This window comes from Streptomyces griseoluteus, assembly GCF_004784465.1.
Taxonomy (GTDB): domain Bacteria; phylum Actinomycetota; class Actinomycetes; order Streptomycetales; family Streptomycetaceae; genus Streptomyces; species Streptomyces griseoluteus.
On the sequence record NZ_SRRU01000002.1, the window covers coordinates 662,636 to 683,926 of the forward strand.

Here is a 21,291-nt window from a genome sequence, read left to right on the forward strand (position 1 = left end):
TGGTCCGAACGTCGACACTCGAGATCACGAGCTGGTCGACTGGTCCCCGCGACTGCGGGGGTTTCCAGGGGGATCACGCGTCTCCCTCCAGATCTCCCTCGAGTTCGAGGTAGGTCGCGCGGAGCCGGTCCAGGGTCTCCTGGTCCGGCTCAGCCCACAGTCCTCGATCCGCGGCTTCCAGCAGACGCTCCGTCACGCCCCGCAGCGCCCACGGATTCGAGCGCTTCATGAACTCCCGGTTCTCCGGCGCGAACACGTATTCGCTAGCGAGCTTCTCGTACATCCAGTCGTCCACCACGCCGGCGGTCGCGTCATACCCGAAGAGGTAGTCCACGGTCGCCGCCATCTCGAAGGCACCCTTGTAACCGTGCCTTCTCATCGCGCTCATCCAGCGGGGATTGACCACCCTTGCCCGGAACACCCGGTGGGTCTCCTCGCCGAGTGTCCGCGTGCGCACCTGATCAGGGACGGCAGAGTCACCCACATAGGCCTCAGGGTTGGTGCCGGTCAGGTGGCGGACCATCGCAACCATGCCTCCGTGATACTGGAAGTAGTCGTCGGCGTCCGCGATGTCATGCTCCCTGGTGTCGACGTTCTTCGCCGCCACCGCGATCCGCCGGAACGCCGTCTCCATGTCCCCCCGCGCCGCGCGCCCGTCCAGCCCGCGGCCGTAGGCGTAGCCGCCCCAGACCGCGTACACCTCGGCGAGGTCCGCGTCGGAGCGCCAGTTGCGGGCGTCGATCAGGGGCAGCAGGCCCGCCCCGTACGCGCCCGGCTTGGAGCCGAATACGCGGGCGGTGGCGCGGCGCCGGTCACCGTGCCCGGCGGTGTCCTCCTCCACATGGGCCCGGACGTAGTTGGACTCGCCGGGCTCCTCCAGCTCGGCCACCGCGCGCACCGCGTCGTCGATCAGCCCGACCACGTGCGGGAACGCGTCCCGGAAGAAGCCGGAGATGCGGACCGTGACGTCGATGCGCGGACGCCCCAGCTCGGCGAGCGGCACGATCTCGAAGCCGGTGACCCGGCGCGAGGCGTCGTCCCACACCGGGCGGCAGCCCAGCAGCGCGAGGATCTCCGCGATGTCATCGCCCTGGGTCCGCATGGCGGAGGTGCCCCACACGGTGAGCCCCACCGACTTGGGGTACTCCCCGGTGTCGGCCAGATACCGCTGCACCAGCGAGTCCGCGAGCGACTGTCCGACCTCCCAGCTGAGCCGGGACGGAATCGCCTTGGGGTCGACGGAGTAGAAGTTGCGCCCGGTCGGCAGCACGTTGACCAGACCCCGCGTGGGCGACCCGGAGGGCCCCGCCGGGACGTAACCGCCGTCCAGTGCGCGGAGGATGTGCCCGATCTCGTCGGTGGTCCGGGCGAGCCGGGGCACGACCTCCGTACAGGCGAACTCCAGCACGGCCTTGGCGTCGGCCAGTTCGAAGCCCAGCACCTCGTCCAGCACCGCCGGTACGGCCGCCCGGTCCCAGTCCCGCGCCTCCATGCCCTCGGCGATGCCCCGGCACAGTTTCTCCAGCAGGTCGACCGCGTCGGCCCCGGTGCGCGCCGGGCCCTCGGCCAGGTCGGTCAGCTCCACCGGCACCTTCACCGGCGCGCCCGGCTCGGCCAGCAGCTCCTTCTCCACCAGGCCGAAGTGCCGCGCCAGCGCCGCCCGCAGTCCCGGCAGGGCATCGGCCCGGCCGCCCCACACCTGGGAGGCACGCAGCACGGCGAGGACGAGGTTGACGCGGGGCTCGCCCTCGGGGCCGCCGCCCAGGATGTGCAGTCCGTCGCGGATCTGCACGTCCTTGATCTCGCAGAGGTAGCCGTCGATGTGCATGACGAACGAGTCGAAGTCGTCGTCCTCCGGCTGCTCGTCCACGTGCAGGTCGTGGTGCAGCTCGGCGGCCTTGACCAGCGTCCAGATCTGGGCGCGCACGGCCGGCGCCTTGGCCGGGTCCAGGTCGGAGACGAGCGCGTACTCGTCCAGCAGCTGTTCCAGCTTGGCGAGGTCGCCGTAGGTGTCGGCGCGGGCCATCGGCGGCACCAGGTGGTCGACCACCGTGGCGTGTCCGCGCCGCTTGGCCTGGGTGCCCTCGCCGGGGTCGTTGACGATGAAGGGGTAGATCAGCGGGAGTTCACCGAGCACCGCGTCCGGGGCGCAGCCGCGCGAGAGGCCGAGGCCCTTGCCCGGCAGCCACTCCATGGTGCCGTGCTTGCCCATGTGCACTACCGCGTCGGCGCCGAAACTGTTCTCCAGCCACCGGTAGGCGGCCAGGTAGTGGTGCGAGGGCGGCATGTCGGGGTCGTGGTAGATGGCGATGGGGTTCTCGCCGAAGCCGCGCGGCGGCTGGATCATCACGACGACGTTCCCGAACCGCAGGGAGGCGAGCACGATGTCGTCGCCGTCCACGTACAGGCTGCCCGGCGGCTCGCCCCACGCCTCCAGCATGGCGTCGCGCAGCTCCGGGTCGAGGGTGTCGAACCAGGCCCGGTAGTCCGCGAGCGGCACCCGTGCGGGCGCGGCGGCGAGCTGCTCCTCGGTCAGCCACTCCACGTCGTGACCGCCGGCCGCGATCAGCCGGTGGATCAGCTCGTCGCCCTCGGAGGGGTGTTCGCTCACCCCGTATCCGGCGTCGCGCAGCGCGTCCAGCACCCGGACCGCCGAGGCGGGGGTGTCCAGGCCGACGGCGTTGCCGACGCGGGAGTGCTTGGTGGGATAGGCGGTGAAGACCAGCGCGATCCGCTTCTCGGCGTTCGGCTTGTGCCGGAGTGCCGCGTGGCGTACGGCGATCCCGGCGACCCGGGCCGCCCGCTCGGGGTCGGCGACGTAGACCGGGACCTCGTCGGGTCCGGGCTCCTTGAAGGAGAAGGGGACGGTGATCAGGCGGCCGTCGAACTCCGGGATGGCGACCTGCATCGCGGCGTCCATGGGGGAGAGGGCCGCGTCCGAGGCGTCCCAGGCGGCCCGCGTGGAGGTGAGGCAGAGTCCCTGGAGCACCGGCACGTTCAGGTCCGCGAGGGCGCCGACGTCCCACGCCTCCTCGTCACCGCCCGCCGAGGCGGCCGAGGCGTGCGCCCCTCCGGCCGCGAGCACGGTGGCGATCAGGGCGTCGGCCCGGCCCAGCAGTTCGTACAGCCCGGCGTCCGCGTCGCGCAGCGAACCGCAGTACACCGGCAGGGCGTTGGCGCCGCGTTCCTCGATGGCCGCGCACAGGGTGTCCACGAAGGCGGTGTTGCCGCTGAGTTCGTGGGCCCGGTAGAAGAGCACGCCCACGGTCGGCCGGCCGGGCCGCTGTTCGTAGGCGCCGTGCAGCCCGAACTCCGGCATCCGGTGCGGCTCTTCGAAGCCTTCGCCGGTCAGCAGGACGGTGTCGGAGAGGAACCGGGACAGCTCCAGCAGGTTCGCCGGGCCGCCCTCGACGAGATAGCGCAGCGCCTCCGCGACGACCCCGGCCGGGGCGGTGGACTCGGCCATCAGCTCGGCGTCCGGCACGCTCTCGCCGCCCAGCAGCACCGTCGGCACCCCCGACGCCTTCAGCGCGGCGAGCCCGTCCTCCCATGCCCGCTTGCCGCCCAGCAGCCGGACGACCGCGAGGTCCGCGCCGTCGAGCAGGGCGGGCAGGTCGGCGGCCGCGTCGACGCGGGACGGGTTGCCGATGCGGTAGTCGGCGCCGCTGGCGCGGGCGGCCAGCAGGTCCGTGTCGGCGGTGGACAGCAGCAACACTGTGCTCATGCGGGCGCTCCCGGTGGAATGAAGGGCAGTCCTGCGGGCGCGCCCGACTCGATGAGCCGCAAGAGCGCGTCCGTGTCCGCGTGGTGTTCGATCAGATCGCCGAGCAGGTCGAGCTGCTCCTCGCGCAGCGCGGCGAAAGACGTGTCGGGGGCCGGGACGAACCGGCGCCCGGAGGCGGTGGCGACCTCGCGCAGGAAGGCGCGCCGGAAGCCGTCCGACTCCAGCGAGCCGTGCCAGTGGGTGCCCCACACCTGGCCGGTGCGGCAGCCGTCCAGGAAGGGCGTCCCGCCCAGCACCTCGGCGACCCCGTGGTGGATCTCGTACCCCTCGACGGGCTCGCCGAGGGCCTCCCCGACGGGCCGGGCGAGGGTCTTTCCGGGGTGGAACCGCACCCGCACCGGGAGCAGTCCGAGTCCCGGCACGCTTCCGGCGCGGGACTCGACGTCGTCCTCGATGTGCTCGCCGAGCACCTGGAAGCCGCCGCAGATCCCCAGCACCGGGCGCCCCTCGGCGGCCCGGCGCGCGAGCGCCTCCGCGAGACCCCGCTCGCGCAGCCACTGAAGCGCCCGTACGGTCCCGCGTGTGCCCGGCACCACCACGAGGTCGGCGTCGGCCAGTTCCTCGGGCCGGTCCACGAAGCGGACCACCACGCCGGGTTCGGCGGCGAGGGCGTCCACGTCGGTGAAGTTGGACATCAGCGGGACGGCGCACACGGCGACCCGCAGCACGTCCTCGCCGTGCGGGGGAGCGACGGCCGACTCCCTCACGCTCCCGCGCAGGGAGACTCTGAGACCGTCCTCCTCGTCGATGCCGAGCCCGTGCCGGAAGGGCAGCACCCCGTAGGTGTGCCGTCCGGTGAGGCCGCGCAGCATGTCCAGGCCCGGCTCCAGCAGCGTCACGTCGCCGCGGAACTTGTTCACCAGGAACCCGGCGACCAGCGCCTGGTCCTCGGGGGAGAGCAGGGCGACGGTGCCGAAGAAGGAGGCGAAGACCCCGCCCCGGTCGATGTCGCCGACGACGAGGACGGGCAGCCCCGCGCCCCGCGCGACGCCCATGTTGACGATGTCGGTGCGCCGCAGGTTGATCTCGGCGGGCGAGCCCGCGCCCTCACAGATCACCGCGTCATACGTGCCCCGCAACTCCTCCAGGCACTCCAGCACCGTGCCCAGCAAGGCCTGTTGGCGCCCGCCGTGATAACCGCGCGCGCTCAGCTCGCCCACCGGCTTCCCCAGCAGCACCACCTGGCTGCTGCGCTCGCCGCCGGGCTTGAGCAGCACGGGGTTCATCAGCGCGGTCGGCTCGACCCGGCACGCCTGCGCCTGCATGGCCTGCGCCCGCCCGATCTCCGCGCCCTCACGGGTCACGAAGGAGTTGAGGGACATGTTCTGTCCCTTGAACGGCGCCACCTTGACGCCCTGCCGGACCAGCCACCGGCAGATCCCGGCCGTCACCACGCTCTTGCCCGCGTCGGACGTCGTCCCCGCGACCAGCAGACCACCGCTCACCTGCCCCGCCCCCTTCCGATGAGGCGCCCGGCGACGGTGACGCCGAGCGCGAGCAGACCGACCCGGCGGGAGAGCCGTACGGCCCGCCCGATGTCGGCGACCTCGACCGGCCGCCCGGTGCCGTTGAGCACGGGCCGGTGCTCGACCCGGCCGCCGTAGGAGAGGGTGCCGCCCAGCCGGACGCCGAGCGCGCCGGCGAACGAGGCTTCCACCGGGCCCGCGTTGGGGCTCGGATGCCGGTGCGCGTCCGCCCGCCAGGCCCGTACCGCCCCGCGCGGGTCGTCCCCGGCGAGCGCGGCGAGTACGGCGGTGAGCCGGGCGCCGGGCCAGCCGGCCACGTCGTCCAGCCGGGCGGAGGCCCAGCCGAAGCGGCGCAGCCGGGGCGACCTGTGCCCGACCATCGCGTCCAGCGTGTTCACGGCCCGGAAGCCCAGCAGCCCCGGCACCCCGGCCACCGCGCCCCACACCAGGGCGCCCACCACGGCGTCGGAGGTGTTCTCGGCGACCGACTCCACGACGGCGCGCGCGATCGCGTCGGCGTCCAGCACCTCGGGGTCCCGCCCGCACAGATGCGGCAGCCGGGCGCGCGCGGCCGCGAGGTCGCCGCGCTCCAGGGCGCGGCCGACGGCAGACGCTTCGCGGGCGAGCGAAGTACCGCCCACGACGGCCCAGGTGGCGGCGGCGGTCAGCGCGGCGGAGGCGGCGGGGCCAGGACATACGGCGCGTACGGCGCGTGCGGCCACCACCCCGAGCGCGGTGGCGCCTCCGGCGCACACCAGTGTGTGCAGCGTGCCCCAGCCGCGGTGGTCGTGCCACAGCGCGCGCTCCACGCGTCCGGCGGCCCGCCCGAAGGCGGCGACGGGGTGCATGCGCTGGGGATCGCCCAGGAGGAGATCACCGAGGAGGCCGGCGGCGGCACCGTACGCGTACGAGCGATCGGCGCCCATCGGCTAGCTCGCCGTGGGCGTGCCGGTGTTCCTGGTGCGGGTTCTCGGGCGGCGGCCGGGCATCACGGTAGTCCTCACTCAGGGTGTCCACGCCCTGGTTCGACGAGACCGGCGACGAGAGTTCCTGGCTCCCGGGGACTTCTCCCCGGTGACAGTGGCGGGACCGCGCCGGATTCGCACCGGCTTCCTCTGCTGTCGCCGTACATGGCCCGCGAAGTCCACCACGTGCCCGGAAGGGTCGTCAACCTGCCTGTGACCTGCGGGAGAAGAGTGTGTGGAGCCCCACACCGGCACCGGTGGGAACAGCGGAAGGCCCCCGCGCGGCACATGCCGTGCGGGGGCCTTCCAGGTGGGCGGTGCTAGGCGACGATCAGATAGAAGCCGTACGCCACCGCCGCCGCGCAGGCGGCGAAGCAGGCGTAGGCGCCGGTCACCGCGAGCGGGGCCGAGCCGCCGGTGGCCACCGCGCGTTCGCGGCGGGCCAGCCCGCTGACGCCGAGGGTGAACAGGCCCACCAGGGCCACCGTGGCCACGAGGCTGACGCCGAAGACGGAGCCGAGGGCCGCCCAGTCGATCTTCATGGGGATGTTCCTCCAGTTGCCGGGGGGTCAGACCCGGGCGGACGGCGCGGTGGTGGCGGGGGCGGGCGCGGACTCGGCGCCGGCGGCCGGGATGGTGGCCGTCAGGTCGTCCGCGACGACGCCCACGGGGGGCGGGGTGACCATGGCCATCGCGGTGGTCACCACGCCGGGCGGCTCGGTGTACTCCTCGGCGGTGACGTGGGTGTGGTCGATGACCTCGCGGCGGGAGATCTTCCAGATGGCGAAGCTGGAGCCGATCAGGAAGAGCGCGACCAGCCCGGTGCCCCAGTCGCCCAGGCCGGTCACGGCCTCGGCGCCCGCGCCGACCAGCGCGGCGGCCGGCAGGGTCAGCGCCCAGGCGATGAACATCCGGGTCGCGGTGGACCAGCGGACCACTCCGCCCTTGCGGCCGAGGCCCGCGCCCATCACCGAGCCGGAGACGACGTGGGTGGTGGAGAGGGAGAAGCCGAGGTGCGAGGAGGCCAGGATCGCGGTCGCGGCGCTGGTCTGCGCGGCGAAGCCCTGACGGGGCTCCAGGTCGGTCAGGCCCTTGCCCATGGTGCGGATGATGCGCCAGCCGCCGATGTAGGTGCCGAGCGCGATGGCCAGGCCGGCGGAGAGGATCACCCAGGTGGGAGGGTTGGAACCGGGGGAGAGGGCACCGCCCGCGATCAGCGCGAGGGTGATGATGCCCATGGTCTTCTGCGCGTCGTTGGTGCCGTGCGCCAGGGAGACCAGACCGGCCGAGGCGATCTGGCCGGCGCGGTAGCCCTTGCGGGTCACCGGGGTGTCGCCGTCCCGGCCGATGCCGTAGGAGAGGCGGGTGGCGACCATCGTGGCGAGACCCGCCACGATCGGCGCGGCCACCGCCGGGAGCAGGACCTTGGTCACCAGCACGTCGCCGTGGACGGCGCCGAAGCCCGCCGAGGCGACGGTGGCACCGACCAGGCCGCCCATCAGGGCGTGCGAGGAGCTGGAGGGCAGGCCCACCAGCCAGGTCAGCAGGTTCCAGAGGATCGCGCCGGTCAGGGCCGCGAAGATGACCTCGGGACGGATGCCGGTCTCGTCGACGAGACCCTTGGAGATCGTGTTGGCGACCTCCACCGAGAGGAAAGCGCCCACCAGGTTGAGCGCGGCGGACATGGCCACCGCGACCTTGGGCTTGAGAGCGCCGGTCGAGATGGTGGTGGCCATCGCGTTGGCGGTGTCGTGGAAACCGTTCGTGAAATCGAACGCGAGTGCGGTTATCACCACTATCGCGAGGATCAGCGAGAAGCTTTCCATTTACCCAGGCAATCGTTCGAAGTCGTTGGCGGGATGAACGTAGGCAACCTGGGTGAACGGAAGGTGAACTGGGCCGGGCGCCTTGGTGCCGGAAGCGGCACCCCGGATTCCGGGGGTTTCGGGAGGTCTTGCGGGGCCGGTTCAGCGCCCGCGCGCGAAGGTCCGCAGCCGGGTGGCGGAGCCGCCGAAGAGATCCTGGTCACCCGGCAGTTCTCCCTTGGTGCCGTGCTGCCAGAAGGTCCAGTACCGCCAGCCGCCGGGCAGCCTGCCGGGGCCGGAGGAGCCGTGGCTCGCGATCCACAGCGCGTGGTCGGCGGCGAAGGCGCGGCTGTTCCCGGTGCAGGCGGTCCACCAGTGGGCGGTGGTGTAGATGACCGGGCGGCGGCCGGTCTCCCGGCGCACCTCGTCGCTGAAGGACCTGATCCAGCGCACCATCCGCGTCCGGCTCAGCCCGTAGCACTTGTGGTGCTTGTCGTACGGGTTGTACTCGATGTCCAGCGCGGGCGGCAGCGTCACCCCGTCCGCCCGCCAGTCGCCGCCGTGCCGGACGAAGTACGCGGCCTGCGCGGCACCGGAGGAGTGATCCGGCAGGGCGAAGTGGTACGCGCCCCGGACCAGGCCGGCCCGGCGGGCGCCGTCGTACTGGCCGGTGAAGTAGGGGTTGCGGTAGGTCGTGGCCTCGGTGGCCTTGATGTACGCGAACCGGGCGCCCTCGGCGCGGGCCGCGTACCAGTCGACGCTCCTCTGGTGCGAGGAGACGTCGTGGCCCCTGGGCTGGATCCTGCGCGGCTCCGGCTTCGCGGTCAGCGGGGCGTGGGCCGCGGTGAGGGCCCCGGTGAGGGTGAGGGCCGAGAGGGCCGCCGCGAGGACGCCCGCGCGGCGACGGGTTGATGAGCGGTCACGGGCCATGCGGTCCCCCGGCGAGACGTGGTCCAGCGGCAAGAGGGATCAGTGAAAGCCGGAGGGTCGCCAGAAGTGTGACCATTTCTGGCGTTTCAGATCGTTTTCGCCCATTCGGTGGCGCGTGGAGGGGGCCGAAGCGGGCACACGGGCGGCCGCCTCCTGGCAGGATCGCGGCATGGCGGAACAGCGGTGGGACGCGGACGGCGACGAGGCGCGGGCCTGGGACGAGCTGGTGGCCACCGCCCGGCGGACCGTCGCCGACGGGCTGGTCGTCGGCACCTCCGGGAACGTCTCCGTACGGGTGGGCGACACCGTGCTGGTCACCCCCTCGGGCGTGCCCTACGACCGGCTCACCCCGGCCGACGTCACCGGCGTCGACCTCTCCGGCCGCCAGGTGCTCGGGTCACTGGTGCCGACCAGTGAACTCCCCATGCACCTCGCGGTGTACCGCACCACCGGCGCCCGCGCGATCGTCCACACCCACGCCGTGCACGCCACCGCCGTCTCCACCCTGGTCACCGAGCTGCCCGCCATCCACTACATGACCGGTGCCCTGGGCGGCCCCGTGCGGGTCGCCCCCTACGCCCCCTACGGCACCCCCGACCTCGCCGCCCACGTGCTCCGGGCCCTTGAGGACCGCTCCGGCTGCCTGCTGCGCAACCACGGCACGCTCACCCACGGGGACACCCTGGACCGCGCCTACGACCGCACCGCCCAGCTGGAGTGGATGTGCCGTGTCTGGCTCACGGCGTCCTCCGTGCCGGGGCTGAGCCCCTCGCTGCTGACGGAAGCGGAGCTGGCGGAGGCGGGGGAGCGGCTGCGGGGGTACGGGCAGCGCTGAGCGCGGGGGCTCCGCTGGCCGGGAGGCGCGCGTCCCGTGACACTGGACGCGTGCGAAAAGTCCACGTGGTCGCCGCCGCGATCGGTGCCGTGCTGGCCGCGGGCGCCGCGTCCGTGGCCGTCGGAAGGCGGGCCAGCGGCGCCGCGCTGAAGCTGCCGTCCGGCCGCCCGCTGCCCACCGAACCCCGGCTCACCGTGCACGGCCTGGAGGGCGGCCGGATCACCCTCACCCGTGACCTCGCCTCCCGGCGACCCGGCGTCTACGGCCTCGCGGGCAACGGCTCGCACGCGGTCGTCGGGGAGGTGCTGGAGGGGGCCGAGCAGAGCCCGGACACCGTCGTACGCCGTCTCGAACGCCTCACCCACGGCGCTTTCGCCCCCGGCGACCCCGCCTGGCTCACCCCCAACGCGTACGTGGGCGATCCCGGCTCCGCCCTCGGCCTGGAGTACGCCGACATCGACGTCCCCGGCGAACTCGGCCCGCTCCCCGCCTGGTTCGTGCCCGGTCCCCGGGACACCTGGGTCATCGCCGTGCACGGTCTCGGCACCACCCGCGAGCAGACCCTCAACGTCATGGGGATGCTGCACGCGCTGGGACTGCCCGTACTGGCCCTCGCCTACCGGGGTGACATCGGCGCCCCGCGCTCCCCGGACGGCCTGAGCCACCTCGGCGAGACCGAGTGGCGGGACGTGGACGCGGCGATCCGGTACGCCGTCCACCACGGTGCCCGCCGGGTCGTCCTGCTCGGCTGGTCCACCGGCGCCACCATGGCGCTGCACGCCGCCGAATGCTCCTCGGTACGGGACCGGATCGCCGGGCTGGTCCTCGACTCGCCCGTCCTCGGCTGGGAGACCACCCTGCGCGCCCTGGCCCACGCCCGCCACGTCCCCGGCCCCCTGCTGCCCCTGGCGGTACGCGCCGCCCAGGGCCGGGCCGGCATGCGCACCGCCCGCCACGCCGTGGGCGTCGAACCCCTCAAGGTCCCCACCCTGATCATCCACGGCCCCGACGACAAGGTCGCCCCCTGGGCCGACTCCCGCCGCATGGCCGCCCGCCAGCCCGGCCTCATATCCCTCCACCCCGTCCCCAAGGCCCCGCACGCCGCCATGTGGAACACGGACCCCACCGCGTACGAGGACCTCCTCCGCCGCTTCCTGACCCCACTGCTGTAGCGGATCGGCCCCGCGGACCCCCGCGGGAACCCCAGGTCATGGCCCTCTCTGTTGCCGCGTGTGACTTCCCGTTTGGGTTTTCGGACCGTCAACCGGAAGACTGCACCCGTGACGTCCCGTATCCCGCGCGACTCCAGGCTTCGACTCGTCCGACCGCGACCCCTGGCCGCCGCCCCCAGAGCTGTGAACCAGCGGCGCACGCGCCGCACCGTGCCCCGGCCGCCCGAGGGGACGCCGGCCCCCGCCGAACTGGCGAGACTCGCCCGGACCGTCCTCGCCGGGGCGGTCCGGGTGGCCCGGTGGGCCGACCAGGCCCTGGGGCCCGGCAGCGACGCCGCCACCGCCGACGGCAAGGCCACCCTCTCCGACGCGACCGCCGAGCGCGCCGCCGCCGACCTCGGCCTCACCCCCGCGCAGGTCCGCGCCGACTGGGACACCGCCCGCCTCTCCGGCCTGGTCGAGGTGCACGGCGACAGCGCCCGCCCCGGCTGGCGCCTGCGCGCCTGGGACCGGGACGACAGCGCCGTCCTGCGTGGCTGGGTCGCCCTCTTCGACGCCTGGTCGCTGGCCTCCCCCGAGCCGCACGGCCATGAGCCGGCCACGGTCGCCGAGGTCGTCTCGGCCATGCCCCAGGTCCTCTCCTTCCTCCAGCTCTCCGCGGGACCCGTCCCGGTGGAGCAGCTGCTCGACCTGCTCCAGCAGCGGGTCACCGAGCTGCGCACCGAACGCTGCGAGGTCACCTACGCCCCCGGCGCCGTCGAGGTCCCCGTCCTCACCGCCCCCGCCCCGGACGTCCCCCTCGCCCCCCTCCTGGACTGGGCCGTGGACGCGCTGGCAGCGGTCGGCGCGCTCACCCACGGCGGCGGCCACGCCACCCTCACCCCCCTCGGAAGCTGGGCGGTCTGGGTCAAGCTGGAGCAGATCTGCGTCGCCGCGCAGAGCCCCGCCGGGAACATCGAGCAGTCCGCCGAGGACATGCTGCGCGGCTGCGCCCAGCTCCGCCCCAACGCCGCCCGCGCCGAGTACCGCGCCTGGCTCGCCGCCCGCACGGTCGGCGGAGCCGTCGGCCAGCTGCTGGACGCCGCCCGGGGCGACGACGCCCTGCTGCGCGGCCTCGCCTTCGAGGCGCTCCGCGTGGTCGGCGCCCCCGCCGAGCACGAGGTCCGTGCCGTCGTCGCGGAACCCGCGCTGCGCCCCTACGCCCTGCTGTGGCTCGCCGAGTACGACGGCGTCGACCCGGAGGACGCCCACGAGGTCCTCACCCGCGAGGAAGCCACCTGGCTGTGGGTCGACACCGCAGCCGCCGTCGCCGACCACGGCGAGACCGACATGCTCGTCCGGCACCTGGAGGCGGCGGTCCAGCCCACCGTCCCCGCCCTGCTGGAGGAGGTCCGGTCCGTCGGACACCCCCGCACCGTGCAGGTACTGGTCGCGCTCGCCGCCGCCCACCCCGACCCCGCCCTCGCCAAGGCCGTGCGCCGGGCCGCCTTCCAGGTGCACACCGGAGGCTGAGCGGGACCCGCCGGAACGCCCCCGCCGCTCAGGAAGACAGCGCGGGGGCGTACGTGCCGAAGCTCCAGACGTTGCCCTCGGCGTCCCGCGCCAGGTAGTCCCGCGCGCCGTAGTCCTGGTCCGTCGGGGGCGCGAGGATCTCCACACCGTGCTCCACCGCGCGCCGGTGATGGGCGTCCACGTCGTCCACCACCACGTACACCCCTGCCGGGCCCCCGCCACCCATCACCTCGGCGAAGACACCGCCGCGCCCCTTGGACCCCAGCATCACCGCCCCGTTCCCCTGGGCCAGCTCGGCGTGCAGGACCGTACCGTCCTCCGACTCGTACACCGCCAGCTCGGTGAAGCCCAGCGCCCGCGTGAGCTGCGCGATCGCCGCCCGCGCGTCCGCGTACAGCAGCGTCGGGTACACGCTGGGGCGCCCGCCGGTGTCCGCCATGCCGATCACTCCCTTGCGAACGGTTCCGCCCGCTTCGTCCCCTCAGTCTGGCAGCCGGTACTGACCACGCCTCAGCCGAACGTGTTGCACCGGTCCGGATCGCCTGTCCGGTAGCCCTGGTCGAACCACTGCTGCCGCTGCAGCGAGGACCCGTGCGTCCAGGTCTCCGGGGTCACCTTCCCCTGGAACTCCTGCTGGATGCGGTCGTCGCCCACGGCCGCCGCCGCGTTCAGCCCGTCCTTGATGTCCGCCGGGGTCAGGCTGGTGATCAGAGGCTTCCCCGTCGACTCGTCCGAGGTCGTCGTCGCGTGGTGCGCCCACACCCCGGCATAACAGTCCGCCTGCAGCTCGACCCGGACCGAGCTGCTGTTCTCGCCGGTCGTCCCGTCCTGGCTCCGGCCCAGCGTGCCCATCAGGTCCTGCACATGGTGGCCGTACTCGTGCGCGATCACGTACGCCTGCGCGAACGGGCCCCCGCTCGCCCCGAACTTCGTGCGCAGTTCGTCGAAGAAGCCCAGGTCCAGATAGACCCGCTGGTCACCAGGGCAGTAGAACGGCCCCACGGCCGCCGTCGCCGCCCCGCAGGCGGTACGGATCTGCCCGCTGAAGAGATACGTCTCCGCCGGGGTGTACCGCTTCCCCCGCTGCCCGAACTCGCCCGACCAGTAGTCCTGCACGCTGTTGACCACCGCGACCGCCCGGCAGTCCTCGCGGGTGTTCGCGTCCCGGCCGGTACGGCAGGACTGCTGGACCTCGCTCACCGAGGAGGGCTGGGACGTGGTCTCCTCACCGCCCGAGGAGAGCCCGAGCTGGTCCGGGCCGACGCCCAGGAACAGCGCCAGCAGCAGCCCGACCAGCCCGACGACACCCCCGCCGATCGTCGCCCGGCCGCCCGGCACCCGGCTCCCGCGCACGTCCCGCACCTCGGAGGTGTCCAGATTCGCGTCGTCGTCGAACTGCACAGCCCGTCACCTTCTGTCGGCTTCCATCGGCTTTCGCGAGCTTCCGGCCCGACCCGTCACACCGGGGCCCGCAGCTCACGCGGCATCTGTACCCCGAGACTCCCCATACCTGCCCCCCGAGGCAGGAAAAGGGCTTGCCCGCCCCCGTTAGACTGGCCCCATGGCCATTCTCCTCGCGCATTAGACGGCGGGAACGCCCTCGACAGCCGCCCATCCGTCAACCACGTACGCCCAGGAGTATGTCCGTGATCTCCGCCTCCGGTATCGAGCTGCGCGCCGGTGCGCGCGTCCTCATCGAGAACGCCACCTTCCGTGTCGCCAAGGGTGACCGCATCGGCCTCGTCGGCCGCAACGGCGCGGGCAAGACCACTCTCACCAAGTGCCTGGCCGGTGACGGCATCCCGGCCGCCGGCACCATCACCCGCTCCGGCGAGGTCGGCTACCTCCCGCAGGACCCCCGCACCGGCGACCTCGACGTCCTCGGCCGCGACCGCATCCTCTCCGCCCGCGGCCTCGACGTTCTGATCCGCAAGATGCGGGAGAACGAGCAGCGCATCGCCAACGGCTCCGGCGCCACCCGTGAGAAGGCCCTGCGCCAGTACGAGCGCCAGGAGACCGAGTTCCTCACCAAGGGCGGGTACTCCGCCGAGGCCGAGGCCGCCACCATCGCCGCCGCGCTCAACCTGCCCGACCGTGCGCTCGGCCAGCCGCTGCACACCCTCTCCGGTGGCCAGCGCCGCCGTATCGAGCTGGCCCGCATCCTGTTCTCGGACGCCGACACCCTGCTGCTCGACGAGCCGACCAACCACCTCGACGCCGACTCGATCGTCTGGCTGCGGGACTACCTCAAGACCTACCGCGGCGGCTTCATCGTGATCTCCCACGACGTCGACCTGGTCGAGACGGTGGTCAACAAGGTGTTCTACCTGGACGCCAACCGCTCCCAGATCGACGTCTACAACATGGGCTGGAAGCTCTACCAGCAGCAGCGCGAGGCCGACGAGAAGCGCCGCAGGCGCGAGCGGGCCAACGCCGAGAAGAAGGCCGCCGCCCTGCACTCGCAGGCCGACAAGATGCGCGCCAAGGCCACCAAGACGGTCGCCGCGCAGAACATGGCCCGCCGCGCCGACAAGCTGCTCTCCGGCCTGGAGGCGGTGCGCCAGTCCGACAAGGTCGCCAAGCTCCGCTTCCCCGAGCCCGCCCCCTGCGGCAAGACCCCGCTGATGGCGGAGGGCCTGTCGAAGTCGTACGGCTCGCTGGAGATCTTCACCGACGTCGACCTGGCCATCGACAAGGGCTCCCGCGTCGTCATCCTCGGCCTCAACGGCGCCGGCAAGACCACCCTGCTGCGCCTGCTCGGCGGTGTCGAGCAGCCCGACACCGGCGCGGTCGTCCCCGGCCACGGCCTCAAGCTCGGCTACTACGCCCAGGAGCACGAGACCCTGGACCCCGAGCGCTCGGTGCTGGAGAACATGCGCTCGGCCGCCCCGGACATGGACCTGGTCGAGGTCCGCAAGGTGCTCGGCTCGTTCCTCTTCTCCGGCGACGACGTCGACAAGCCGGCCGGGGTCCTCTCCGGCGGCGAGAAGACCCGCCTCGCGCTCGCCACCCTGGTCGTCTCCTCGGCCAACGTGCTGCTGCTGGACGAGCCCACCAACAACCTCGACCCCGCCAGCCGCGAGGAGATCCTCGGCGCGCTGCGCACCTACAAGGGCGCCGTCGTCCTGGTCACCCACGACGAGGGCGCCGTCGAGGCGCTCCAGCCGGAGCGGATCATCCTGCTCCCGGACGGCGTCGAGGACCTGTGGGGTTCCGGTTACGCCGACCTGGTGGCCCTCGCCTGACCCCGGCGCGATCATTCGGCCCGATCATTCGGCCCAGCGGTGATCCACCATCTGAGTGAGATCTCCTCATACCGAGGTGTGTCCTACACGGATTTTGCGGCCGGTCCCCCCGTACCCGAGCGGTACCGGGGGACCGGCCGTCTCGCGTCGCTGACCTGGGACTTCCCGATTCCACCCGTTCGGCGGTACGCGCGCGCCGCTTCGGAATCGCTGATTCCGTATGTGCGGACCCGCTCCTGTCGTCACAACCTCGTCTCACGGACCTTGCCGAATGGGTGGCCAACCCGACGAGAAGGGGTGATCATGAGAAGACCAGAGCGCACTTCCCATGAGGAGGACCGGGTGGCCGAGACTCTGAAGAAGGGCAGCCGGGTTACCGGCGCCGCGCGCGACAAGCTCGCGGCAGACCTGAAGAAAAAGTACGACTCCGGAGCGAGCATCCGGGCGCTGGCCGAGGAAACCGGTCGCTCGTATGGCTTTGTGCACCGGATGCTCAGCGAGTCGGGCGTCACGCTCCGTGGGCGTGGCGGTGCGACGCGGGGCAAGAAGGCCGCGTCGTCCTGACTCCGGGCGGCCCATCGGCTTCGATGGTGGCCACCCGGTCGGTCCTCTGATCGTCCGGGTGGTTACTGTGCAGTCACTTCGCGGTGCCGTACGGCTCCGCGCGATGACCGCACCCACCGGAGGCGCCCCATGGCTTCGCCCGACCAGGACCTCGCTCCTGTACTCGACAAGGACGGCGTACGGCTCACCGTCGACGACGCGCTCGCCACGGTGACCCTGACCAACCCCGCCAAGCGCAACGCGCAGAGCCCCGCTCTGTGGCGGGCGCTGGCCGAGGCGGGCCGGGCGCTGCCGGGCTCCGTCCGCGTGGTCGTGCTGCGTGGCGAGGGCAAGTCCTTCTCCGCCGGGCTGGACCGCCAGATGTTCACGCCCGAGGGGATCGAGGGCGAGCCGAGCTTCATCGATCTCGCGCGCCGTGACGACGCCGGGGTCGACTCCGCCATCGCCGCGTTCCAGGAGGCGTTCACCTGGTGGCGGCGCAACGACATCGTGTCCATCGCCGCCGTGCAGGGACACGCCATCGGCGCCGGCTTCCAGCTGGCCCTCGCCTGTGACCTGCGGGTCGTCGCCGACGACGTGCAGTTCGCCATGCGCGAGACCAGCCTCGGCCTGGTCCCCGACCTCACCGGCACCCACCCGCTGGTCGGCCTCGTCGGCTACGCCCGCGCGCTGGAGATCTGTGTGACCGGCCGCTTCGTGCACGCGGAGGAGGCGGTCGTCTCCGGCCTCGCCAGCGTCGCCGTGCCCGCCGCCGAACTCGACGGCGCGGCCGCCGACCTCGCCTCCGCGGTACTGGCCGCGCCGCGCGACGCCGTGGTGGAGACCAAGGCGCTGCTGCGCGGTGCCGTGGGCCGCTCCTTCGACGAGCAGGTCGTCGCCGAGCGCGCCGCCCAGGCCCGCCGTCTGCGCGACCTCGCGGGCATCGGGGACTGAGCCCACCGCGGCCCCGTTCGCGGTCGCGCTCATTCCACGCCGGTCACCAGGACCGCCACCGTCGGGCGGTCCTCCAGCGTGTCCCGTACCGCCGCGCGCACCCGCTGGGCCACCTCGGTGGCCCGGTGCGCGGAGTCCGTGGCGACCTCCACGTACACATGCCGGTGCGGGAGGGCCGCGTCCGACTCGCGCCGCTGGACCCGGACCGCGTGGCCCCGGTCGCCGAAGGCCGCCGTCAGCCGGGTCACCCCGGCCACCGTGAGCACGGCCGCGGCCACCGTCGCCTCGTCCGGGTCGGTGGTCCGCTCGGCGTCCGGCGCCCGCTGCGGCCGGGGCGCCGGGGGCGGTTCGGCGGGCGGCTCCAACAGGTCCGTCACCCGCAGGTCCACCTCCGTCACGGTGAGCCCCAGCCGGTCGGCCGCCGCGGTCAGCACCTCCCGCAGCCGGTCCGCCGTCACCGGCAGCGGCCGGGCGGCGGTCGCCGCGAAGTCTGCCGTCACCCGGAGGGGCCCCGGCCACAGCGCGCTCGGCGGGGCCGGTACGACCGGCTCGCGCACCTCCCGCGGATCGGCCGGACCGATCCGCAGCGTGCCCAGCCACGCCCCCGGCACCTCCGCCGCCGCCCCGGCCAGCACAGAGGCGGCCGCCCGTTCCGTCATCCACGCACCGTCCCGGCTGCCGCCGAGCGGCAGCAGTCTGCCGGGCGCCAGTCGCTGCCGTACCGCCTGTGTCCAGTCCGCCGTCATTCCTCCACCCTGCCCTCTCCACGGCGCGCAACGGCGCAGGCGTGCTTACCGTGGTCGGAGAACGACGACCGAAAAGGGGAGCAGTGGCGATGAGCGAGATGGCAACCCACGGCGGCGACAACGAGCCGCAGACCTCGGCCCGCAGGCAGACCCGGTCCGGCGGCGGCGACCCGGCGACCAGAGGCCGCACCACCATCGCGGACGGAGTCGTCGAGAAGATCGCCGGAATGGCGGCACGTGACGTGGAGGGCGTGCACGCCATGGGCAGCGGCCTCTCCCGCACCCTCGGCGCCGTGCGCGAGCGGGTGCCGGGCGGCGGCAAGGCCGTCACCCGGGGCGTGAAGGCCGAGGTCGGAGAGGTGCAGACCGCGCTCGACCTGGAGATCGTCGTGGAGTACGGCTATCCCATCGGCGACGTCTCCGGCGCGGTCCGGGAGAACGTGATCTCCGCCGTGGAGCGGATGACGAGCCTCGAGGTCGTCGAGGTCAACATCGCGGTCAGCGACGTCCACCTCCCCGAAGAGGAGGACGACGAGGAGCCGGGGCAGCCTCGTATCCAGTGAGTCGGGGGGTACTCGTACAAGAGGCCGGACCGGCTGACATCACTCGGCCGGACGAGCCGACCCGCTTGAAGGAGCGCTGCAGAGATGAGCATGGCAGCAGTCGGCATGATCGCCGGAATGGCGCTGGGCTTCGCCGGGTTCTACGGCGGTTTCGGAGCCTTCGTGCTGGTGGCGGCCCTCGGGGCCATCGGATTCTTCGCCGGCCGCTTCATGGACGGTGAACTGGAGCTCGGCGACTTCTTCCGCCGCCGGGACGACCGCACCCGTGACGACCGGCTCCGCACCGGCGGCGACCGGCGCGACTGGCGCCGGTGAGCGCGATGAGCACGGAGGCCGGCGCGGCGGCGCCGGCTGTCCCGGACCGCACCCCGCCGGGCGAGCGCGGGTACACCCGGATCGCGGACCGGGTCGTCGCCAAGATCGCCGCGCGGGCCGCGCGGGAGGCGATCGCTCCGCTGCCCCGCGATCTCGACCCGCCGCACGCCACGGTCAACGTCCGTCCCCGGGCACGCGGCACCGGCCCGGTGGAGGACAGCCCCTTCGCCACGGCCCGGGTGCGGGTGGCGCTGGAGCTGGAGTACCCCGGCGACATCGGCGCGCGCTGCGCGGCCGTACGCCGCCGGGTCACCGAGCGGGTGGGCACGCTGGCGAACATGGAGGTGCCGGAGGTGGTCGTCGAGGTGGAGCGGCTGCGGCTGCCCGGTGAGCGTCGGGGGAGGACGGTATGAGCGAGCCGCCGCAGGACGCCACCCGGCCCATGCCCGTGGTGGACACCGAGAAGCACCCGGACACCGAGAAGCACCCCGGCACCGAGCGGCACACCCCGCCCACGGCCCAGCAGCCGGCCCTCTCCCCGGACGCCCGCGGCAGCGGCCGTTTCTGGTCCGCCCGCCGCGTCCCCTCGGCGATCGTCGCCCTGCTCACCCTGGGCGGCGCCGGCCTGCTGCTGTACGACGTGGTCGCCGTCCGCGCCGGGTACCCGGCGATGTACTGGCGCCGCGAACTCGCCCGCCAGCTGGCCGAGCGTCCCCTCGACGACATCCCGGTGCTCGCGGGCGCCGCCTTCGTCGCCGCCGTCGGCCTCTGGCTGATCCTGCTCGCGATCACCCCCGGCCTGCGCAACCTGCTCCCCATGCTCCGCCCGCGCCACGACGTACGCGCCGCGCTCACCCGTGACGCCGCCGCCCAGGTGCTGCGGGACCGGGCCGTGGAGGTCTCCGGGGTGCGCGAGGCGCGGGTGAGGATGCACCGCCGCCGGGCCGACGTGCGGGTGATCTCGCACTTCCGGGACCCCGCCGAGGTGCGGAGCGACCTGGACACCGCGCTGGCCGGTGCCGTGACCGACCTCGGCCTGGTGCGGCGCCCCAAGCTGTCGGTACGCCTCAGGGGACCCGGGAAGAAGGGATGAGGGGCATGCGTTCAGGAGTCGTCAACCGCGTCCTGCTGGCGCTCGCCGGACTGGTGCTGTTCGTGCTCGGCGGGTCGGTGCTGGCCGTCGGCCTCGGCGCGCCCTCGCCCTCCTGGTGGCCGCACTCCGGCCGGCACGACGTGCTGCTCAGCCGGGCCGAGCGCACCGCCTGGCGGGACCAGGACTGGTGGTGGCCCGCGCTGATCGCGCTGCTGGCCGTTCTGTTCCTCGTCGGACTGTGGTGGCTGGTGTCGGTGCTGCGCAGGCACCGGCTCTCCGAGATCCTCGTCGACAGCGGCGACGGCACCGGCGCCCTGGTGCGCGGCGGCGCGCTGGAGTCCGCGGTCGCGGAGGACGCGGCCCGCCGGCCGGGCGTGGCCGGGGCAGGCGCCCGCCTGAGCGGCCGCCGGACGTCCCCCGCGCTGCGCGCCGGGCTCCGCCTGGAACCCGGCGCCGCCCCGGCCGCCGCCCTGGCCGACTTCGCCGCGCACCCACTGGGCGCGGCCCGCGACTCGACGGGCATCGAGACGCTGCCCACCGAGGTGCGGCTGCGGGCGGTACGGCACAAGGCGGACCGGGTGAGCTGACGGTCCGCCCCGGAAGGACTCAGAACCCGTGCCGCATGCCCCCGTCGACCGGCAGCATGACGCCCGTCAGATAGGACGCGGCCGGGGACAGCAGGAACGCGGCCACCCGCCCGAACTCCTCCGGCGTCCCGTACCGGCGCAGCGGGATGCGGGACTCGTTGGCCGCCCTGGTGGCCACCGGGTCGGCGGAGAGGGCGTCCAGCTCGCGCACCCGGTCGGTGTCTATACGCGCCGGGAGCAGGCCGACGACCCGGATGCCGCGCGGGCCCAGCTCGTCGGAGAGGGACTTGGCGAACCCGGCGAGGCCCGGCCGCAGCCCGTTGGAGATGGTCAGCCCCGGGATCGGCTCGTGCACCGAGCCCGACAGCACGAACCCGATCACCCCGCCCGGCTCCAGCTCCGCCGCCGCGGCGCGGGCCAGGCGCACCGCGCCGAGGAACACCGACTCGAACGCGTCCCGCCACTGCTCGTCGCTGTTGTCCGCGACGAAGCCGGGCGGCGGGCCGCCGACGCTGATGAGGATGCCGTCGAAACGGCCGAAGCGCTCGCGGGCCAGCGCGATCAGCCGCTCCGGAGCGTCCGCCTCGGCATTGCCGACGGCCACGCCCACCGCGTCCGGGCCGAGCTCGGCGGCGGCGTCCGCCACCCGCTGCTCGTCCCGGCCGGTGACGACCACCTTCGCCCCGTCCGCGACCAACTGCCGCGCGGCCGCGTTGCCCAGGCCCCGCGAGGCGCCGGTGACGATGTACACCCGGTCCTTCAGTCCAAGATCCATG

The 21,291-nt window shown here is 73.5% G+C and carries 21 protein-coding genes and 1 riboswitch; of the genes, 11 read left to right on the forward strand and 10 right to left on the reverse strand.

Annotated elements, in window-relative coordinates; all coding sequences use genetic code 11:
* Nucleotides 1–73 precede the first annotated feature (73 nt).
* The 6 genes from cobN to E5082_RS08490 all read right to left on the reverse strand — a co-directional run bounded on the left by cobN (nucleotide 74) and on the right by E5082_RS08490 (nucleotide 8,950).
* Complete coding sequence (gene cobN / locus E5082_RS08465) at nucleotides 74–3,724, reverse strand: cobaltochelatase subunit CobN (protein WP_135790636.1); 3,651 nt, start codon at nucleotides 3,722–3,724, stop codon at nucleotides 74–76.
* Complete coding sequence (locus E5082_RS08470; protein WP_135790637.1) at nucleotides 3,721–5,229, reverse strand: cobyric acid synthase; 1,509 nt, start codon at nucleotides 5,227–5,229, stop codon at nucleotides 3,721–3,723. Before E5082_RS08470 ends, cobN begins: the two co-directional genes overlap by 4 nt.
* On the reverse strand, nucleotides 5,226–6,176 hold the full coding sequence (locus E5082_RS08475) for a cobalamin biosynthesis protein (RefSeq protein WP_135790638.1): 951 nt from the start codon (nucleotides 6,174–6,176) through the stop codon (nucleotides 5,226–5,228). The genes E5082_RS08470 and E5082_RS08475 overlap by 4 nt, the downstream gene beginning before the upstream one ends.
* Before the next feature lie 99 nt (nucleotides 6,177–6,275).
* Nucleotides 6,276–6,414: riboswitch (cobalamin riboswitch) on the reverse strand.
* A gap of 121 nt (nucleotides 6,415–6,535) precedes the next feature.
* On the reverse strand, nucleotides 6,536–6,757 hold the full coding sequence (locus tag E5082_RS08480) for a hypothetical protein (protein ID WP_135790639.1): 222 nt from the start codon (nucleotides 6,755–6,757) through the stop codon (nucleotides 6,536–6,538).
* 27 nt (nucleotides 6,758–6,784) lie between these two features.
* Nucleotides 6,785–8,041, reverse strand: a complete 1,257-nt coding sequence (locus tag E5082_RS08485; protein WP_135790640.1) for an inorganic phosphate transporter — start codon at nucleotides 8,039–8,041, stop codon at nucleotides 6,785–6,787.
* A 141-nt stretch (nucleotides 8,042–8,182) separates the two neighbouring features.
* Nucleotides 8,183–8,950 (reverse strand): lysozyme, encoded by a 768-nt coding sequence (locus E5082_RS08490; protein WP_135790725.1) that lies wholly within the window; start codon nucleotides 8,948–8,950, stop codon nucleotides 8,183–8,185.
* 169 nt (nucleotides 8,951–9,119) lie between these two features.
* On the opposite strand from E5082_RS08490, the gene E5082_RS08495 reads away from it, so the two are divergent.
* From E5082_RS08495 to E5082_RS08505, 3 genes are all read left to right on the forward strand, one after another.
* Nucleotides 9,120–9,785: a class II aldolase/adducin family protein gene (locus tag E5082_RS08495; RefSeq protein ID WP_135790641.1), complete on the forward strand. Its 666-nt coding sequence runs from the start codon at nucleotides 9,120–9,122 to the stop codon at nucleotides 9,783–9,785.
* A 50-nt stretch (nucleotides 9,786–9,835) separates the two neighbouring features.
* The gene (locus E5082_RS08500) at nucleotides 9,836–10,957 is read left to right on the forward strand and encodes an alpha/beta hydrolase (RefSeq protein ID WP_229918667.1); all 1,122 of its coding nucleotides are present in this window, start codon (nucleotides 9,836–9,838) and stop codon (nucleotides 10,955–10,957) included.
* A gap of 108 nt (nucleotides 10,958–11,065) precedes the next feature.
* Entirely contained in the window at nucleotides 11,066–12,469 is a 1,404-nt protein-coding gene (locus E5082_RS08505; RefSeq protein WP_167514010.1) for a hypothetical protein, read from the forward strand.
* A gap of 28 nt (nucleotides 12,470–12,497) precedes the next feature.
* Here E5082_RS08505 and E5082_RS08510 read toward each other — a convergent pair whose 3' ends face one another.
* Together E5082_RS08510 and ypfJ are read right to left on the reverse strand one after the other, a co-directional pair.
* Entirely contained in the window at nucleotides 12,498–12,908 is a 411-nt protein-coding gene (locus tag E5082_RS08510; RefSeq protein ID WP_135790642.1) for a VOC family protein, read from the reverse strand.
* Nucleotides 12,909–12,979: 71 nt separating this feature from the next.
* On the reverse strand, nucleotides 12,980–13,870 hold the full coding sequence (gene ypfJ / locus E5082_RS08515; RefSeq protein ID WP_135790643.1) for a KPN_02809 family neutral zinc metallopeptidase: 891 nt from the start codon (nucleotides 13,868–13,870) through the stop codon (nucleotides 12,980–12,982).
* 245 nt (nucleotides 13,871–14,115) lie between these two features.
* Here ypfJ and abc-f point away from each other — a divergent pair, with 245 nt between their 5' ends.
* The 3 genes from abc-f to E5082_RS08530 all read left to right on the forward strand — a co-directional run bounded on the left by abc-f (nucleotide 14,116) and on the right by E5082_RS08530 (nucleotide 17,211).
* Entirely contained in the window at nucleotides 14,116–15,714 is a 1,599-nt protein-coding gene (abc-f, locus tag E5082_RS08520) for a ribosomal protection-like ABC-F family protein (protein ID WP_135790728.1), read from the forward strand.
* Nucleotides 15,715–16,056: 342 nt separating this feature from the next.
* Nucleotides 16,057–16,278 carry a helix-turn-helix domain-containing protein gene (locus E5082_RS08525; protein WP_004002281.1) on the forward strand — a complete coding sequence of 74 codons (222 nt, stop codon included), beginning with the start codon at nucleotides 16,057–16,059 and terminating at the stop codon, nucleotides 16,276–16,278.
* A 129-nt stretch (nucleotides 16,279–16,407) separates the two neighbouring features.
* Complete coding sequence (locus E5082_RS08530; RefSeq protein WP_135790644.1) at nucleotides 16,408–17,211, forward strand: enoyl-CoA hydratase/isomerase family protein; 804 nt, start codon at nucleotides 16,408–16,410, stop codon at nucleotides 17,209–17,211.
* A 29-nt stretch (nucleotides 17,212–17,240) separates the two neighbouring features.
* Here the strand turns inward: E5082_RS08530 and E5082_RS08535 are convergent, their stop codons facing one another.
* A complete protein-coding gene (locus E5082_RS08535) occupies nucleotides 17,241–17,957 on the reverse strand; it encodes a nucleopolyhedrovirus P10 family protein (protein WP_135790645.1) in 717 nt (238 codons plus the stop codon).
* A gap of 98 nt (nucleotides 17,958–18,055) precedes the next feature.
* On the opposite strand from E5082_RS08535, the gene E5082_RS08540 reads away from it, so the two are divergent.
* The 5 genes from E5082_RS08540 to amaP all read left to right on the forward strand — a co-directional run bounded on the left by E5082_RS08540 (nucleotide 18,056) and on the right by amaP (nucleotide 20,515).
* Nucleotides 18,056–18,520: an Asp23/Gls24 family envelope stress response protein gene (locus E5082_RS08540; protein WP_373309993.1), complete on the forward strand. Its 465-nt coding sequence runs from the start codon at nucleotides 18,056–18,058 to the stop codon at nucleotides 18,518–18,520.
* 84 nt (nucleotides 18,521–18,604) lie between these two features.
* Nucleotides 18,605–18,835 (forward strand): hypothetical protein, encoded by a 231-nt coding sequence (locus tag E5082_RS08545; RefSeq protein ID WP_135790647.1) that lies wholly within the window; start codon nucleotides 18,605–18,607, stop codon nucleotides 18,833–18,835.
* 5 nt (nucleotides 18,836–18,840) lie between these two features.
* Nucleotides 18,841–19,248, forward strand: a complete 408-nt coding sequence (locus E5082_RS08550; RefSeq protein ID WP_135790648.1) for a hypothetical protein — start codon at nucleotides 18,841–18,843, stop codon at nucleotides 19,246–19,248.
* Nucleotides 19,245–19,928, forward strand: a complete 684-nt coding sequence (locus E5082_RS08555; RefSeq protein ID WP_135790649.1) for a DUF6286 domain-containing protein — start codon at nucleotides 19,245–19,247, stop codon at nucleotides 19,926–19,928. The genes E5082_RS08550 and E5082_RS08555 overlap by 4 nt, the downstream gene beginning before the upstream one ends.
* A complete protein-coding gene (gene amaP, locus E5082_RS08560) occupies nucleotides 19,925–20,515 on the forward strand; it encodes an alkaline shock response membrane anchor protein AmaP (protein ID WP_373309974.1) in 591 nt (196 codons plus the stop codon). Before E5082_RS08555 ends, amaP begins: the two co-directional genes overlap by 4 nt.
* Nucleotides 20,516–20,534: 19 nt before the next feature.
* Here the strand turns inward: amaP and E5082_RS08565 are convergent, their stop codons facing one another.
* Nucleotides 20,535–21,290: an SDR family oxidoreductase gene (locus E5082_RS08565; RefSeq protein ID WP_135790651.1), complete on the reverse strand. Its 756-nt coding sequence runs from the start codon at nucleotides 21,288–21,290 to the stop codon at nucleotides 20,535–20,537.
* Between the last annotated feature and the right edge of the window lies 1 nt (nucleotide 21,291).

Bases quoted from the DNA above. Each gene is read 5' to 3' on its own strand.
- cobN (WP_135790636.1), bottom strand. From the start codon at position 3,724: ATGAGCACAGTGTTGCTGCTGTCCACCGCCGACACGGACCTGCTGGCC.
- E5082_RS08475 (WP_135790638.1), bottom strand. From the start codon at position 6,176: ATGGGCGCCGATCGCTCGTACGCGTACGGTGCCGCCGCCGGCCTCCTC.
- E5082_RS08480 (WP_135790639.1), bottom strand. From the start codon at position 6,757: ATGAAGATCGACTGGGCGGCCCTCGGCTCCGTCTTCGGCGTCAGCCTC.
- E5082_RS08485 (WP_135790640.1), bottom strand. From the start codon at position 8,041: ATGGAAAGCTTCTCGCTGATCCTCGCGATAGTGGTGATAACCGCACTC.
- E5082_RS08490 (WP_135790725.1), bottom strand. From the start codon at position 8,950: ATGGCCCGTGACCGCTCATCAACCCGTCGCCGCGCGGGCGTCCTCGCG.
- E5082_RS08495 (WP_135790641.1), top strand. From the start codon at position 9,120: ATGGCGGAACAGCGGTGGGACGCGGACGGCGACGAGGCGCGGGCCTGG.
- E5082_RS08510 (WP_135790642.1), bottom strand. From the start codon at position 12,908: ATGGCGGACACCGGCGGGCGCCCCAGCGTGTACCCGACGCTGCTGTAC.
- E5082_RS08530 (WP_135790644.1), top strand. From the start codon at position 16,408: ATGGCTTCGCCCGACCAGGACCTCGCTCCTGTACTCGACAAGGACGGC.
- E5082_RS08535 (WP_135790645.1), bottom strand. From the start codon at position 17,957: ATGACGGCGGACTGGACACAGGCGGTACGGCAGCGACTGGCGCCCGGC.
- E5082_RS08540 (WP_373309993.1), top strand. From the start codon at position 18,056: ATGGCAACCCACGGCGGCGACAACGAGCCGCAGACCTCGGCCCGCAGG.
- E5082_RS08545 (WP_135790647.1), top strand. From the start codon at position 18,605: ATGAGCATGGCAGCAGTCGGCATGATCGCCGGAATGGCGCTGGGCTTC.
- E5082_RS08550 (WP_135790648.1), top strand. From the start codon at position 18,841: ATGAGCACGGAGGCCGGCGCGGCGGCGCCGGCTGTCCCGGACCGCACC.
- E5082_RS08555 (WP_135790649.1), top strand. From the start codon at position 19,245: ATGAGCGAGCCGCCGCAGGACGCCACCCGGCCCATGCCCGTGGTGGAC.
- amaP (WP_373309974.1), top strand. From the start codon at position 19,925: ATGAGGGGCATGCGTTCAGGAGTCGTCAACCGCGTCCTGCTGGCGCTC.
- E5082_RS08565 (WP_135790651.1), bottom strand. From the start codon at position 21,290: ATGGATCTTGGACTGAAGGACCGGGTGTACATCGTCACCGGCGCCTCG.